Origin of the sequence: Streptococcus sp. ST16 (genome assembly GCF_046098135.1) — a bacterium.
Classification (GTDB): Bacteria; Bacillota; Bacilli; order Lactobacillales; family Streptococcaceae; genus Streptococcus.
This window is the reverse complement of sequence record NZ_JBJUSE010000008.1, coordinates 1-14,740: the sequence shown is the minus strand read 5'-3', so window position 1 is coordinate 14,740 and position 14,740 is coordinate 1. Positions and strand designations below refer to the sequence as shown.

At 39.8% G+C, this 14,740-nt stretch carries 19 protein-coding genes; 15 read left to right on the top strand and 4 right to left on the bottom strand.

The genetic code is table 11. From position 1 onward, the window contains the following. The first annotated feature begins 208 nt into the window (after nt 1–208). The 5 genes from ACIY14_RS06150 (at nt 209) to ACIY14_RS06130 (ending at nt 4,461) form a co-directional block, all read left to right on the top strand. Nucleotides 209–676 (top strand): hypothetical protein, encoded by a 468-nt coding sequence (locus ACIY14_RS06150; protein WP_409001943.1) that lies wholly within the window; start codon nt 209–211, stop codon nt 674–676. A 17-nt stretch (nt 677–693) separates the two neighbouring features. After that, on the top strand, nt 694–1,107 hold the full coding sequence (locus tag ACIY14_RS06145; RefSeq protein ID WP_409001942.1) for a hypothetical protein: 414 nt from the start codon (nt 694–696) through the stop codon (nt 1,105–1,107). A 518-nt stretch (nt 1,108–1,625) separates the two neighbouring features. Next, on the top strand, nt 1,626–2,933 hold the full coding sequence (locus tag ACIY14_RS06140) for a Rep family protein (RefSeq protein WP_409001941.1): 1,308 nt from the start codon (nt 1,626–1,628) through the stop codon (nt 2,931–2,933). Nucleotides 2,934–3,149: 216 nt separating this feature from the next. Beyond that, nucleotides 3,150–3,353: a DUF3173 family protein gene (locus tag ACIY14_RS06135; protein WP_000498227.1), complete on the top strand. Its 204-nt coding sequence runs from the start codon at nt 3,150–3,152 to the stop codon at nt 3,351–3,353. After that, a complete protein-coding gene (locus tag ACIY14_RS06130; RefSeq protein ID WP_409001940.1) occupies nt 3,346–4,461 on the top strand; it encodes a tyrosine-type recombinase/integrase in 1,116 nt (371 codons plus the stop codon). The genes ACIY14_RS06135 and ACIY14_RS06130 overlap by 8 nt, the downstream gene beginning before the upstream one ends. A 170-nt stretch (nt 4,462–4,631) precedes the next feature. On the opposite strand, the gene rpmG is transcribed toward ACIY14_RS06130, so the two are convergent. Next, the gene (gene rpmG / locus ACIY14_RS06125; RefSeq protein ID WP_001265622.1) at nt 4,632–4,781 is read right to left on the bottom strand and encodes a 50S ribosomal protein L33; all 150 of its coding nucleotides are present in this window, start codon (nt 4,779–4,781) and stop codon (nt 4,632–4,634) included. A gap of 15 nt (nt 4,782–4,796) precedes the next feature. Continuing rightward, nucleotides 4,797–4,979: a 50S ribosomal protein L32 gene (gene rpmF / locus ACIY14_RS06120; RefSeq protein ID WP_000290417.1), complete on the bottom strand. Its 183-nt coding sequence runs from the start codon at nt 4,977–4,979 to the stop codon at nt 4,797–4,799. A 230-nt stretch (nt 4,980–5,209) separates the two neighbouring features. On the opposite strand from rpmF, the gene ilvD reads away from it, so the two are divergent. Next, the gene (gene ilvD, locus ACIY14_RS06115; protein ID WP_409001939.1) at nt 5,210–6,913 is read left to right on the top strand and encodes a dihydroxy-acid dehydratase; all 1,704 of its coding nucleotides are present in this window, start codon (nt 5,210–5,212) and stop codon (nt 6,911–6,913) included. Nucleotides 6,914–7,087: 174 nt separating this feature from the next. Here the strand turns inward: ilvD and ACIY14_RS06110 are convergent, their stop codons facing one another. Next, nucleotides 7,088–7,429 (bottom strand): metal-sulfur cluster assembly factor, encoded by a 342-nt coding sequence (locus ACIY14_RS06110; RefSeq protein ID WP_001204052.1) that lies wholly within the window; start codon nt 7,427–7,429, stop codon nt 7,088–7,090. A 167-nt stretch (nt 7,430–7,596) separates the two neighbouring features. Here ACIY14_RS06110 and hisS point away from each other — a divergent pair, with 167 nt between their 5' ends. The 9 genes from hisS (at nt 7,597) to ACIY14_RS06065 (ending at nt 14,213) form a co-directional block, all read left to right on the top strand. Beyond that, nucleotides 7,597–8,877 carry a histidine--tRNA ligase gene (gene hisS, locus ACIY14_RS06105; protein ID WP_409001938.1) on the top strand — a complete coding sequence of 427 codons (1,281 nt, stop codon included), beginning with the start codon at nt 7,597–7,599 and terminating at the stop codon, nt 8,875–8,877. A 145-nt stretch (nt 8,878–9,022) separates the two neighbouring features. Next, nucleotides 9,023–9,226: a helix-turn-helix transcriptional regulator gene (locus ACIY14_RS06100; RefSeq protein ID WP_084945484.1), complete on the top strand. Its 204-nt coding sequence runs from the start codon at nt 9,023–9,025 to the stop codon at nt 9,224–9,226. Then, nucleotides 9,226–9,423 carry a hypothetical protein gene (locus ACIY14_RS06095; protein WP_409001937.1) on the top strand — a complete coding sequence of 66 codons (198 nt, stop codon included), beginning with the start codon at nt 9,226–9,228 and terminating at the stop codon, nt 9,421–9,423. Before ACIY14_RS06100 ends, ACIY14_RS06095 begins: the two co-directional genes overlap by 1 nt. A 2-nt stretch (nt 9,424–9,425) precedes the next feature. Next, nucleotides 9,426–9,776, top strand: coding sequence for a PspC domain-containing protein (locus tag ACIY14_RS06090; protein WP_409001936.1), 351 nt, complete (start codon nt 9,426–9,428; stop codon nt 9,774–9,776). Between the two features lie 14 nt (nt 9,777–9,790). Further along, the gene (locus tag ACIY14_RS06085) at nt 9,791–10,492 is read left to right on the top strand and encodes a DUF3169 family protein (protein ID WP_409001935.1); all 702 of its coding nucleotides are present in this window, start codon (nt 9,791–9,793) and stop codon (nt 10,490–10,492) included. A 9-nt stretch (nt 10,493–10,501) separates the two neighbouring features. Beyond that, nucleotides 10,502–11,143, top strand: coding sequence for a lysostaphin resistance A-like protein (locus tag ACIY14_RS06080; protein ID WP_409001934.1), 642 nt, complete (start codon nt 10,502–10,504; stop codon nt 11,141–11,143). Nucleotides 11,144–11,160: 17 nt separating this feature from the next. Next, nucleotides 11,161–11,379, top strand: coding sequence for a hypothetical protein (locus tag ACIY14_RS06075; RefSeq protein WP_000832176.1), 219 nt, complete (start codon nt 11,161–11,163; stop codon nt 11,377–11,379). A gap of 151 nt (nt 11,380–11,530) precedes the next feature. Then, nucleotides 11,531–13,294: an aspartate--tRNA ligase gene (gene aspS, locus ACIY14_RS06070; protein WP_409001933.1), complete on the top strand. Its 1,764-nt coding sequence runs from the start codon at nt 11,531–11,533 to the stop codon at nt 13,292–13,294. Continuing rightward, nucleotides 13,272–14,213, top strand: coding sequence for a YitT family protein (locus ACIY14_RS06065; protein WP_409001932.1), 942 nt, complete (start codon nt 13,272–13,274; stop codon nt 14,211–14,213). The genes aspS and ACIY14_RS06065 overlap by 23 nt, the downstream gene beginning before the upstream one ends. A 50-nt stretch (nt 14,214–14,263) precedes the next feature. Here the strand turns inward: ACIY14_RS06065 and ACIY14_RS06060 are convergent. Next, nucleotides 14,264–14,740: IS3 family transposase (locus tag ACIY14_RS06060; RefSeq protein ID WP_409001931.1), on the bottom strand; the 477-nt coding region annotated here is incomplete at its 5' end.

The following is a 14,740-nucleotide window of genomic DNA, read 5'->3' as shown; positions in this document are numbered from 1 at the left end:
GCCTTTCTAAATAAAACAAAATAAATCGTGTTTAATCGTTGACAAATACTCTTTTCAGGAGTATAATGAAATTACTCTTACTAAGAGTATTATTTTTAGGGGGTGGTACCTATGGTTTTATTAAAAAGTCTTTGAAGAAAAAACCTCAAAGACACAATAAAATAAATCTATCTAAATTATAACATATATACAGAAAAGAGGAAAGGAGATGCCGAATAAGAATTATTACGAGTATAAAGATATCATGGAAGCCACTGGCAAGTCCTATAGCGCTGTTAAAAAATGGCGGATAAGTATTGAACGCTTATCAGGTTACGAGTTTAAGAAAGTCAAAATAAAGGTCACACGTAAGCACATGAAAGATCATTATCAATTTACTGAGGAAGAATTTGAAAAGTTTATCAAACTTTCTAAGCGAATTGATGAGACAAAAAACATGACTAAAGCTGTAACGGATATATGGGGCGACTTGAAGAGTGCCGAAGAAAGAGCACTTAAGCAAGATGTGGCTGATTTAAAAAAGTTCAAAGAGAAACAGAAAGAAAGTAATAAAAGTACAAACTTTCAGATTATTTCTTTGAAAAATAGCATTAGACGATTAGAAAAACTAGAAGAACGACTTGAAGCCTTGGAAGAAAAGCAGGGTAAAGGGTTCTTCTCTAAATTAAAAAAATAGAAAAGGAAATATAAAAAATGGCAAATAAAAAAATTAAACTAACTTCCCCTCTTTCACTTAAAGAAGTAGCACTTGAAAGCTCTCAATTTGATATTCCTAAAAAAATTCTAGTGGATTTTTCTAAAGCTCGAACAAGTAAGAAGTTCAAAGACGGTAAACAAACCGACATTTTGAGTCATTACATTTTAGAGGGAATTGATGAACGAACCGCTAAGGCTGTAAATGATGGCTTAATTGACCAAGAGGACGTTAAGTCCATTAAGATTGAAGTCCATGGCAGTTTTGAGGAGATTGAAGAAACCGTTGAGTTTGGTGGCTCTCTATTCGTTGAGTTGCTAGATGTGCAGGTTAAAGCGGACTGGGTTGAGGGTCGAAATGCAGGATATAAAGCCGTCAAACTAGTAGCCTCTGGGCTAAAACTTGCTATGTAAGTTTAAATTTTCTGTATATGATGGGAGCTGGCCGCCTTGCTCCTACCGGTTTACAAGTGAGCTAACTAGTAGCTGATAGCAACCGCAAAAAGGGCGGTTCGCCCTGCGCGGTTGCGGGTATCAGCGGGCATCTAGTTGGCTGACTTGTTCCGATAGGGCAATGCAACCAAGCTACCTAAATATACAGAAATTTTAGTCAAAAAGTTTTTTTGGGGGAGCATATACTCATATACTCAAAACCTATGCGCGAGCGCCATTCTAGGACTTGACGATAGAATGGTGCAAACCAAGGGTAATCCCTTGATTGGCAAGCTTTCCGAGGACATTACCGAAGGTGTCAGCGTAGCGTTAGGAAAAGCAAAAATGCCAAAAAATTAAGGGTTTTTCTTGAGTTTATGCTTGAGTATATGCTTGAGTATATGCTCTAAAAAATGGAGCATATACTCAAACCTAAAGCATATACATACAAAAAATAAAATAAAGATACAAAATTATTTTTTGATATAGAAAGAAGAAAAATGGTAAAAAGAATACAAAATAGACGTTTTCTATTTGAGCAACAACTGAAACCAGTCTTTTGGGATTGGGCTGTGTCAGATAAGAAATTGCTTGAAAACTGGGAAGAGAATAAAGCTAAGATTTTTAGGTTAATATTTGACCGTATCCGTGAACTAGTTGAAGAAGAGGAATTTGTGGAAGTTGCTTTTATCGTCCATGATAAAGATATTTCTTATGGGACAAAATTGGTTGAACCTCATATTCACGGATATATTGATTTTCCAAGACGAATGGATTTGTCCAAAGTTGCTTTGGCTCTTGGAGTAGAAAAGGAACGTGTAGAAACTCCAAAATCAAGGGGAGGAAGACACCTAACACGTATCAACGCTTTAGCTTATCTTATCCATGCCAAGGATAAAGATAAATATCAGTATCATGCTAGAGATGTGGAAACATTTGATACGCTTGATTATGAAACCTTTATCAATCAGAATAAAGAAGATTTTGAGAAGTATGCAGCCACTAAAAAACGTGAGAAAACAGATGAGAGTTTGGATATGGTTTTCCAAAAGATTATTACTGGAGAGCTAACTGAAGATGATGTTTTTGATGATGAAGAATTGAGATTTCTCTGGGCTAACAATCAAAATAAATTTGAAGAGGCATTTCATGCTCAAGCTGTTTTTTCAGCGAGAGAAACTATGAGGGCATTACAGAATGGTGAGTTTAAACTGACGGCTATATTTGTACATGGTAGGTCGGACAGTGGTAAGACGACTTTTGCCAAACAAATTGGGAATGATATCATACAAGCTGCCAAAGAAGAAAGACTTGACTGGAGAATGTATGATAGTGATTTAAGTAATCCATTTGACGCTTATAGAGGGGAGGAAGTAATTCTTTTAAACGACTTACGCTATGATAGTTTGAAACCAGCAGACTGGTTGAAGTTATTAGACCCTTTAAACAATTCTCGAATGTCGGCAAGATATCGTAATAGATTGGTAGCTGGTAGAATATTTATTTTAACGAATACTGAGGGGATATTTGATTTCTTTAGACAGATTAAACATGAAAATATTGACCAGTATCTTCGCCGTTTTAATTATGTATTAGAAATCTTTGAGAGAGGTGGCGAGCGAGAGTATGTATTTTCTGAAACTATAAAATTATCTGTTCCAAATACTGAAAAAGGTATAATGACTTATTTTGACACTAAAGAAGTTTACCGAAAATCATGTAAAGATGAGTTTGTTCAAGATATTTTAGAAGATTATATTTTACCTAGAATATTACCTAAAAAAGCAAAGGACGTGACAAATGACTAAAAAAATTGTGATGTTCTTTGATGAAAGGTTAGATGCTGACTTTAGGGTGATACGATTTAAAAAGAGTATACCGATAAGGCAGGAATTAGATAATATTTATATGTTCCTGAATGATAGGAATTTATGGACTAGATGCAAAAAAAAGATGCGTGAAAATCAATCACACATCAAAATATAAAACCAAAATAATTATAACATGAAAAGGAGAAAAATGCTATGTTCGTAACAAAAGAAGATTTGAAAAAATTGGGTTTTGGAAATTATCAGGCTTATAGTTTGATTAAACAGGCTAAGGCTTTGATGGTACAAAAGGGCTTTGCTTACTATAATTCTAAGGGATTAGGTCAAGTTCCTGTTGAAGCTGTTGAGGAAATTCTGGGTACAAAATTAAATTTTGAGGAAGTGGAAGAATATGCCTAAAATCCCTCATGTATATTATGACAAGGCTAGTAGCTCTTATTATGCGGTTGCTTCTCTGGGTTTTGATGAAGTGACTGGTAAAAGAATGCAGAAAAAGAAAAGAGGGTTTAAAACTCAAACAGAAGCCAAGAAATGGTATGATGATTTTATAGCGAAACACTCGAAAAAAGCTATTGTACATGGTGTTACTTTAACGGTTGAGTTGTTTTTGGAAAAGTATTTTGTACCTCACTATAAGAATAAAGTGACAACCAGGACATTTATGACCTTTTCTTCTAAGTTGAAAAGATTGAAATATTTTTATCCTATGAAAATGGTTGATGTTAAACCTATTCATATAAAAAAATGGCATACAGACATCTTGGAAGAGGGGCTATCTAATAACTATTTGAAAGATTTACATCAAACAGTAAAAGAGCTATTTGATATGGCGCTTACTTTGGGTGTTGTGAGCGAAAATCCTGCTCGGCAGGTTGGAAATATGAAGAGGACTAGAAAAAAGGTTGATTTTTGGACAAAAGAAGAATTTGAAAAATTTATTAAAACCTTTGAAAAAGATGATGTTGTAGAACATTTGAAATATATCTGTTTTCTATTTCTCTTTATGACAGGCTTGAGGATAAGCGAATTACAAGCTTTAACATGGGAAGATGTTGATTTTGAGAATAAAGCTGTACAAGTCAATAAGTCTATGTTTTATCAAAATAAAAATAATTGGCAAATTAACCCTACAAAAACATTTTCAAGCAATAGAAAAATTTATCTTGATGATACGACGATTAAGGCGCTATCCTTATGGAAAAATCATCAGAAAAAGCTAGGAAAAATAAGTTTTGTCTTTTCTTATAACTGCTTACCTGTGACTAAGACAATGCTTGCTAATAGCATGAAGAAACACGGAGAAATAGCTGGAGTCAAAAGTATTCGTATACATGATTTAAGGCACTCCCACGCAAGTCTATTGTTATCTTTGGGTATGAATGACCTAGAACTTAAAAATAGGTTAGGACATGCGGATATACAGACAACTTTGGGAGTTTATTCCCATCTTCGCCCTTCTGCTATGAAAGAGGTAGCAGACAAACTGGAGGGGGTACTTTCGCTATAAATTGAAATCACGGCTTTCGTATCACTAGCGAAGTCTGTTATACGAAAACGGAGATTATAAAAAGGTAGCAAGATTATATCTTACTACCTTTTTTGTTGCCAAAATGTTTCCACTCGGCTATTATTAAGTGTTAAAATGTTGATTTAACGCTATTTTCACTAATTTAACTCTTATTTAACTTCGGTGAACACGACGTGTTTGCGAAGTTTTGGTGAGTATTTCTTCAATTGAAGACGGTCTGGAGTGTTACGTTTGTTTTTAGAAGTAAGGTACAAGCGTTCACCAGATTCTTTGTGTTCAAGTGTAATATTTACGCGCATGGTATCTCCCTTCTATTATTCAGCTGATGCAGCTTTAGCGATTTTACGTCCCTTGTAGTATCCTTTAAGTGATACGCGGTGAGAACGTGAGTAATCTCCAGTAGTTTCGTCAAAGTTTACAGATGGTGCTGTTACTTTGTAGTGTGTACGACGTTTGTTTTTCTTCGCTTTTGAAGTGCGACGTGCAGGTACTGCCATTTTGATTTCTCCTTTAGGTATTTAAATTCGATTCAATCTAGTGATTTTCATCAACCATACTAGGATAACACATTTTTTTTGTAAAGTAAAGTTACTTGACAAAAAAAGATGAAAAAATTAGAAGTCATTCAATTGAATTAATCGAAATTTTCTGAAAATTCAAGAATTTTCTTCTGTTCATTGCTTTTAAAATGTGCTATAATAGTAAAAACTGAAATGGGAGGGATAAGATGACTGAATTAGATAAACGTCACCGCAGTAGCATTTATGACAGTATGGTAAAATCACCAAACCGTGCTATGCTTCGTGCGACTGGTATGACAGATAAGGACTTTGAAACACCGATTGTTGGGGTCATTTCGACTTGGGCAGAAAATACGCCATGTAACATTCACTTACATGATTTCGGGAAATTGGCCAAAGAAGGTGTCAAATCTGCGGGCGCCTGGCCGGTACAGTTTGGAACCATTACCGTAGCAGACGGGATCGCCATGGGAACGCCTGGTATGCGTTTCTCTCTAACATCTCGTGACATCATCGCGGACTCCATCGAGGCGGCTATGGGTGGTCACAACGTGGATGCCTTCGTCGCTATCGGTGGCTGTGACAAGAACATGCCTGGTTCCATGATTGCCATTGCCAATATGGATATCCCAGCTATTTTCGCCTATGGTGGAACTATTGCACCGGGAAATCTTGATGGAAAAGACATTGACTTGGTTTCTGTATTTGAAGGTATCGGAAAATGGAACCATGGTGATATGACAGCTGAGGACGTGAAACGTCTTGAATGTAATGCCTGCCCTGGCCCTGGTGGCTGTGGTGGTATGTACACAGCTAATACCATGGCGACTGCTATCGAAGTTCTCGGTATGAGTTTGCCAGGTTCATCATCTCACCCAGCTGAATCAGCTGATAAGAAAGAAGATATCGAAGCAGCAGGACGTGCTGTTGTTAAGATGTTGGAGCTCGGTCTCAAACCATCAGATATCTTGACTCGTGAAGCCTTTGAAGATGCCATTACTGTTACAATGGCTCTCGGCGGTTCTACAAATGCCACTCTTCACTTGCTTGCCATTGCCCATGCTGCCAATGTTGACTTGTCACTTGAGGATTTCAACACAATCCAAGAACGTGTACCTCACTTGGCCGACTTGAAACCATCTGGTCAGTATGTCTTCCAAGACCTCTACGAAGTCGGTGGTGTGCCTGCAGTTATGAAGTACTTGCTGGCAAATGGTTTCCTTCATGGCGACCGTGTCACATGTACTGGTAAGACAGTTGCTGAGAACTTGGCTGATTTTGCAGACCTTACACCAGGTCAAAAAGTCATCATGCCATTGGAAAATCCAAAACGTGCAGATGGTCCGCTTATCATCTTGAACGGGAACCTTGCCCCTGATGGTGCGGTTGCCAAGGTATCAGGTGTTAAAGTGCGTCGCCACGTTGGACCGGCTAAGGTCTTTGACTCAGAAGAAGATGCTATCCAGGCTGTTTTGTCAGATGAAATCGTTGATGGCGATGTAGTCGTTGTGCGTTTCGTTGGACCTAAGGGTGGTCCTGGTATGCCTGAGATGCTATCCCTTTCATCCATGATCGTTGGTAAAGGTCAAGGAGATAAGGTTGCCCTCTTGACAGATGGCCGTTTCTCTGGTGGGACATATGGTCTCGTTGTCGGACATATCGCCCCTGAAGCTCAAGATGGGGGACCAATTGCTTACCTCCGTACAGGCGATATCGTTACGGTTGACCAAGATACCAAAGAAATTTCCATGGCCGTATCCGAAGAAGAACTTGAAAAACGCAAGGCAGAAACAACCTTGCCACCACTTTATAGCCGTGGTGTCCTCGGTAAATACGCTCATATCGTATCATCTGCTTCACGCGGAGCCGTGACAGACTTCTGGAATATGGAACAATCTGGTAAAAAATAAACAAGAAAAGCAAGCCAACTTCGGCTTGCTTTTTTTAATCTTCAAAAGTGATTTGCCTACTTATACTCAATAAAAATCAAAGAGCAAACTAGAAAGCTAGGCGCAGGTTGCTCAAAGCACAGCTTTGAGGTTGGAGATAAAGCTGACGTGGTTTGAAGAGATTTTTGAAGAGTATTAACGAGGTGGCAGTCCAAGGGCAATACGGCCGTAGCGACTGATTCGTGTGATCTTCCAAGCAGGTGACCAGGTGACTTCAACCTTGACATCTTCGATACCTTCGATTTGTTTCAGACCTGCTACGATTTCGATAGGCAAACTTTCTGCACAATCGCAGGCAGTATCAGTGAAAGTCATGACAATCTTGCAGAGACCTGTTTCGTCCAGATTGATTTCATAAATCAGCCCTAGATTGTACACATCCAATTCCACATCTGTATCAAAAACCTTCTCTAGTTTTTCGATAATTTGGTCTTGTAAGGCCAAAGCGCGGTCATTGATTTTGATATCGTCTCTCATAACAGTCCCTCCACGTGATAAATATCCTCTATTTTCTCATAATTCTGACAATTTGGCAAGTTTTTGATGAATTTTCTGAAAAGACTCTCTTGAGATTTTCTACTCTCACTGTTTTAATCCCTCTATTTATGGTAAAATAAGACTATTAAGTTTAAAGAGGATTCCCTATGAAATTACAAAAACCAAAAGGAACGCAGGATATTTTACCTGCTGAATCTGCCAAGTGGCAGTACGTTGAGGGCTTTGCCCGTGAAATTTTCAAGCGCTATAACTACGCAGAAGTGCGCACGCCTATTTTTGAGCATTACGAGGTTATCAGTCGCTCTGTCGGGGACACAACTGATATCGTAACCAAGGAAATGTACGACTTTTACGATAAGGGAGACCGCCATATCACTCTTCGTCCTGAAGGAACTGCGCCCGTTGTCCGTTCTTATGTGGAAAATAAACTTTTCGCCCCAGAAGTGCAAAAGCCAAGCAAGTTCTATTACATGGGACCTATGTTCCGTTATGAGCGTCCACAGGCAGGGCGTTTGCGCCAGTTCCACCAAATCGGTGTTGAGTGCTTTGGCTCTAGCAATCCAGCTACCGATGTGGAAACCATCGCTATGGCAGCCCATTTCTTGAAAGAAATCGGCATTAAAGGTGTGAAATTGCATCTTAACACTCTGGGAAATCCTGAGAGCCGTGCAGCCTACCGTCAAGCCTTGATTGACTATTTGACACCGCTCAAGGAGACCTTGTCTAAGGATAGCCAACGTCGCTTGGAGGAAAATCCTCTCCGTGTCTTGGACTCTAAGGAAAAAGAAGACAAGGAGGCAGTAGAGAATGCGCCGTCTATCTTGGATTTCCTTGATGAAGAAAGTCAAGCTCATTTTGATGCTGTGCGTCAGATGTTGGAAAATCTGGGTGTAGATTACATCATCGATACCAATATGGTTCGTGGTCTGGACTACTACAACCACACGATTTTTGAATTCATCACTGAAATCGAGGGCAATGAATTGACAGTCTGTGCAGGAGGTCGCTACGATGGCTTGGTTTCCTACTTTGGTGGCCCTGAGACTGCTGGATTTGGTTTTGGACTTGGTGTAGAGCGTCTGCTCCTCATCCTTGAAAAACAAGGTGTGGCCCTTCCTATTGAAAATGCCCTAGATGTCTATATCGCAGTCCTGGGTGAAGACGCAAATGTCAAGGCCCTGGAAGTGGTACAAGCCCTTCGCCAACAAGGATTCAAAGCAGAGCGTGATTACCTCAACCGTAAACTCAAAGCTCAGTTTAAGTCAGCCGATGTCTTTGCGGCTAAGACCCTCATTACTTTAGGTGAGAGTGAAGTCGAAAGCGGACAAGTCAAGGTCAAGAACAACCAAACTCGAAAAGAAGTGGAAGTTACGCTTGATACAATCAGCCAAAATTTTTCTCAAGTCTTTGAAAAATTAGGCTTTTAATAGTATTTAAAACTGGTCAGGATCTTATTCCTGACCGTTTTCTTTTACAAAATGACAAAAATCTTAAACTTTTTGACAAATATACTTGTCAAAAATAAAAAGATGTGTTACAATGAAATCAAGTTAAGAACAAAGGAGTAAAGACATGCTAAAAAATCGTCTAAAAGAGCTTCGGGCTCGCGATGGTTTGAATCAAACTGAACTGGCCAAGCTAGCTGGCGTGTCCAGGCAAACCATCAGTTTGCTAGAACGGGATGAGTACACCCCGTCCATTGTGATTGCCCTGAAAATATCTCAAATTTTCAACGAAACAGTCGAATCGGTATTTCGCTTGGAGGAGGACGAGTGATGAACAAGTATAAAGTAATCTATTATGTAGTTGCCATAGTTCTATTAGTCAGTGTGTTTTTACTGATTGGGATGGACTTAGGCTGGTTTAATCCCTATCAAAGTGACCAATTTATTTGGGCCTACTTTGCCCTCATACCAGTAATTGAATGGATTGAAAAGAAAGCAAAAAATCTAGCAAGTGAAAAAGGAGAATGAATATGAAAGAGTTTTTAGCAGGTTTTCAAGTAGATACTGAGAACAAAGAACTTGCAGGTGTCTGTGCAGGTTTAGGAAATTATTTTAATATCAAGACTAACGTCATCCGTTTAGCAGCAATTTTGTTGTTTCTTTCGTCAACAGAGTTTGGGATTTTAACAGTCATCCTATATGCTTATCTAGCAGGCTGGCTTGGGAGAGATCCTTTAGGAGAAGGGGCGAAAAAAGCAAGAAATCAAGCTATTCTCTTGTTTGCTGTTTGTTTGATTTTAGTATCACTTGGAACAGAGGGTTTGACAGCAATTTATGAATCAGGTAAAGCCTTTGGTCAATGGTTGTCTGGCTTGTTATAGAAAGAGGTTAAAATATGGATAAGAAACATATCATTTTTGCACTGAAAGTTTTTATTGCCGGAGTTTTATTAGGAATACTTGCCGGAGCTCTTAGAGTTAATCCTTTAAGTATCAATCAAGAGCAAGTAATCTCTGCCTTGTTCTCAATCTTTTTTGGTCTAGGGCTGATTACGGCAACTCTAACCTTTTATTTTATTAGAAAAAGCAATAAGGCCTATCAAAACTATCAAAGAGAAGAAGAGGACGAAGAAAACGAACAAGACTATCTTGCTATGTATCGTTTCTTGGATTATGGTACAGTGGCTTGGAATGTTTCCCAAATTAGTATGCTATTCTGTATGATTTTAGACTTAGGAAGATTCGGCATATCAGCAACATCCTTACTTTTGATAGTTGTAAGTATTTGGTCGGGTGTTTACTGCCTAAAAATCACAAGCAAGATTCGTAACTATAAACTTTCTGTTATGGCGACTCCAAAGGAAGTTTTGGAATACCTCAATACTTATGATGAGGGAGAAAAACAGGCTGAGATGGAAGAAGCTTACTTGATCTTGTTCAAGGTCAATCAGCTCATCATACCAGGTATCTATATTGTCTTAGTAGTTCTATCTATGGTATTAGGACAAGTACAGTTGGTTGCTCTGCTCGTGGCAGTTGTCATCCATTTGTATACCAATGTTGCACAATTGCGAAAAACAAAACGTTATTTCAAATAGGAGTCTTTTATGAAACTACTTAAAAATCTTGGCTGGTTTCTTCTAGCTGTTCTATCCTTTTTCTTTGGCTATGGTCTGGTTCAGAGTATGGCTTTATCAGCGCTTGACCTAGGAGCTTCGATCTTTGGAGTCTTACCACTTTATGTCGCCCTATCAGGGGCCTATGTTTATGGAGTTTACAGATGGTATCAGACAGAAAAGGTTAGCATCCAGACGACTGCTTTTAATCGACATATTTGGTTGCCAACCCTGGTTTTGCTAGTAGCGATTACAGCCCAGTTCTTTTTGCCAGATGATCCGTCGGTCAATCAACAAATCGTATCACAATTGACAGTTGCTCAGCCGGTCTTTGGTTTCTTTATGGTGGTAGTCTTTGCTCCTCTGACGGAAGAACTCATCTTTAGAGGGATGCTGGCGCGCTATCTCTTTCCTAAGCAGGACAATAGCAAACAGACAGCTCTGTTTCTCCTTGTATCGAGTGTCCTTTTTGCCTTGATTCATTTTCCAGGGACTCTGCAACAGTTTTTAGTCTATGCTAGTCTGGGATTGAGTTTGGGACTGGCTTATGTGAGTCGAAAAGGCCTTCTTTACAGCATTTCTTTACATGCTTTGAATAATTTAATCGGCTTTTTGATGATACTCATGCTATAATAGAGTCAGGAGGTCACATGAAACGAGTAATTTTATTAGCAGTGATACAGGCAGTCGTTCTCTTCTTTATCATCGGGGCACTTGCCTATGCCTTTAAAGGTGATTTCTTTTACAACTATCTAGCAGTTGTCTTTGCGCCTATTGCAGGTGTCTTGCGTTTTGCTTCGGCTTATGCGACGGAGATTGTTCTACCTAAAAAGGCAGCTGAGATTGCTGAAAAGCGTAAAAAAGGTTAAGAATCATAATCAGAGAATCCGATAATGTTTTCATCGGATTTTTTGTCTGTTCGTTTTGATTTCTAAAGACAATCAAACTTTTCTGATGATTTTCATGAAGAGCTTGCGCTTTTATGGTAAAATAGTAACAGAATAAAAGAGGAGAGAAACAATGAAACGTAGTATGTATGCTGGTCGTGTTCGTGAGGAACATATCGGACAAGAAATAACCTTGAAAGGCTGGGTTGGCCGTCGTCGTGACTTGGGTGGTTTGATCTTTATTGACCTTCGTGACCGTGAAGGGATCATGCAGTTGGTTATCAACCCTGAAAAAGTTTCTGCAGAGGTTATGGCAACAGCTGAAAGTCTTCGTAGCGAATTTGTCATCGAGGTGACTGGACAAGTTGCTGCGCGTGAGCAAGCAAATGATAAATTGCCGACCGGTGCGGTAGAGTTGAACGTGACAGCTCTGGCAGTGCTGAATACAGCCAAAACAACACCTTTTGAGATTAAAGATGGTATTGAGGCAAATGACGATACACGTTTGCGTTACCGTTACCTTGACCTTCGTCGTCCAGAGATGTTGGAAAATCTCAAACTTCGTGCAAAGGTGACCCACTCTATCCGTAACTACTTGGATGAGTTAGAGTTCATCGATGTGGAAACACCCTTCCTTTCTAAGTCAACGCCAGAAGGGGCGCGTGACTATTTGGTGCCGTCTCGTGTCAATAAAGGTCATTTCTACGCTCTTCCTCAAAGTCCACAAATCACGAAACAGCTCTTGATGAATGCTGGATTTGACCGTTACTACCAAATCGTCAAATGTTTCCGTGACGAGGACTTGCGTGGAGATCGCCAGCCTGAATTTACCCAGGTCGACTTGGAAACATCCTTCCTTACGGAGCAAGAAATCCAAGATATCACAGAAGGTTTGATTGCGCGCGTGATGAAAGAAACTAAAGGCATCGAAGTAACGCTGCCATTCCCGCGTATGAAATACGATGATGCTATGGCACTTTACGGTTCTGATAAGCCAGATACCCGTTTTGAGATGTTGCTTCAAGACCTGACAGAAGTTGTCAAGGGTGTTGATTTTAAAGTCTTCTCAGAAGCACCTGCTGTTAAAGCCATTGTAGTCAAAGGAGCTGCGGACAACTACTCACGTAAAGACATCGACAAGATGACCGAAGTAGCCAAACAGTACGGTGCCAAAGGTCTTGCTTGGGTCAAGGTAGTTGATGGAGAATTAAACGGACCAGTTGCTAAGTTCTTGACGGGCATTCAAGCAGATTTGACAAATGCCCTTGGTTTAGAAGACAAAGACTTGGTTCTCTTTGTAGCAGATACGCTTGAGGTAGCCAATGCAACACTAGGTGCCCTTCGTGGCCGTATTGCCAAAGAGCTTGGCTTGATTGATAACGATAAGTTCAACTTCCTTTGGGTGGTTGATTGGCCAATGTTTGAATGGTCTGAAGAAGAAGACCGCTACATGAGCGCCCACCATCCATTTACCCTTCCACAGGAAGAAACAGCTCACGAATTAGAAGGTGATTTGGCTAAGGTTCGTGCCATTGCTTACGATATCGTCTTGAACGGTTATGAGCTTGGTGGTGGTAGCCTTCGTATCAACCAAAAAGACCTTCAAGAACGCATGTTCAAGGCTCTTGGTTTCTCAGCCGAAGAAGCAAATGACCAGTTTGGTTTCCTTCTTGAGGCTATGGACTATGGTTTCCCACCACACGGTGGTTTGGCGATCGGTCTTGACCGTTTTGTCATGTTGCTTGCAGGAGAAGAAAATATCCGTGAAGTCATTGCCTTTCCTAAGAACAATAAGGCAACCGACCCAATGACACAAGCTCCATCAACAGTCGCTCTCAAACAACTAGAGGAACTCAGCTTACAAGTAGAAGAAGATGAAACAAGCAAAACAAATTAAGCGGTGGCGCTATTATCTGCGCCGCTTTGCTTATCAGATAAAAATCTTACGAGTTTTACAAAGTATCTCTCGGGAAAAATATGATGAGAAAGTATCGGCCTCTCTGGTCTATGGATTTTTGTCAGCAGTAGCAGTCAATTTCTTTTTTCAACCAGGACACGTTTACTCCAGTGGTGCGACCGGTTTGGCACAGATTATCTCTGCCTTGAGTCATCACTGGTTTGGCTTTTACATTCCGATATCGCTAACCTTTTATGCTATCAATTTTCCATTGATGATTTTGGCTTGGTATCAGATTGGGCATAAGTTTACAATCTTTACCTTTATCACAGTGTCCATGAGTTCTCTCTTTATCCAGCTTGTGCCAGTTGTGACCTTGACAGAGGATCCCATCATCAATGCCCTTTTTGGGGGTGTTGTCATGGGCTTGGGGATTGGTTTTGCGCTCCGTAACAATATCTCTAGCGGTGGTACAGATATTGTCAGTCTGACTATTCGAAAGAAAACGGGTAAGAATGTTGGTAGTATTTCTTTCTTGGTAAATGGGATGATTATGCTGATAGCAGGTCTGACCTTTGGTTGGAAATACGCTCTTTACTCCATGATTACGATTTTTGTATCGAGTCGTGTGACAGACGCAGTCTTTACCAAGCAAAAACGCATGCAGGCTATGATTGTGACCAATCATCCAGAGAAGGTAATTGAAAAAATTCATAAAAAATTGCACCGCGGAGCAACTATGATCCACGATGCAGAAGGAACCTATAATCACGAGAGAAAAGCAGTCTTGATTACGGTTATCACGCGAGCAGAGTTTAATGATTTTAAACACATCATGAAACAGGTCGATCCGACAGCCTTTGTCTCTGTATCCGAAAATGTCCACATCCTAGGACGATTCGTAGAAACAGACAATTAGACATGAAAAACCAGCTCTGTGTACTGACCCTAAAAAGTTAGACAAATAATTTAAGCGAAGGATTTAGTTCTGTATTGCACAGGGCTAAGTCCTTTTAGTTTGATCTTAATTCGTTTGTTGTTGTAGTAATCAATATAGTCCACAATAGCTTGTTCCAATTGCTTAAGCGACTGAAACGCCTTCTCATAACCATAAAACATTTCCGATTTCAAAATGCCAAAGAAAGATTCCATCATACCGTTGGCTGGGCTGTTGCTCTTGCGTGACATGGATGCTTGAATTCCCTTACTTTCTAGGAACCGATGATAAGAATCGTGTTGGTATTGCCAACCTTGGTCACTATGGAGAATCGTATTTTCGTAGTATTTCTCTGTAAAGTCCTGCTCCAGCATAGCTTTCACTTGTTCTAAATTAGGAGAACAAGAAAGATTATAGGCGATAATTTCGCTATTAAAGCCATCTAAAACAGGCGATAAATAGAGTTTCTGTGTGCTATTTGGAATGGCAAATTCTGTCACATCCGTATA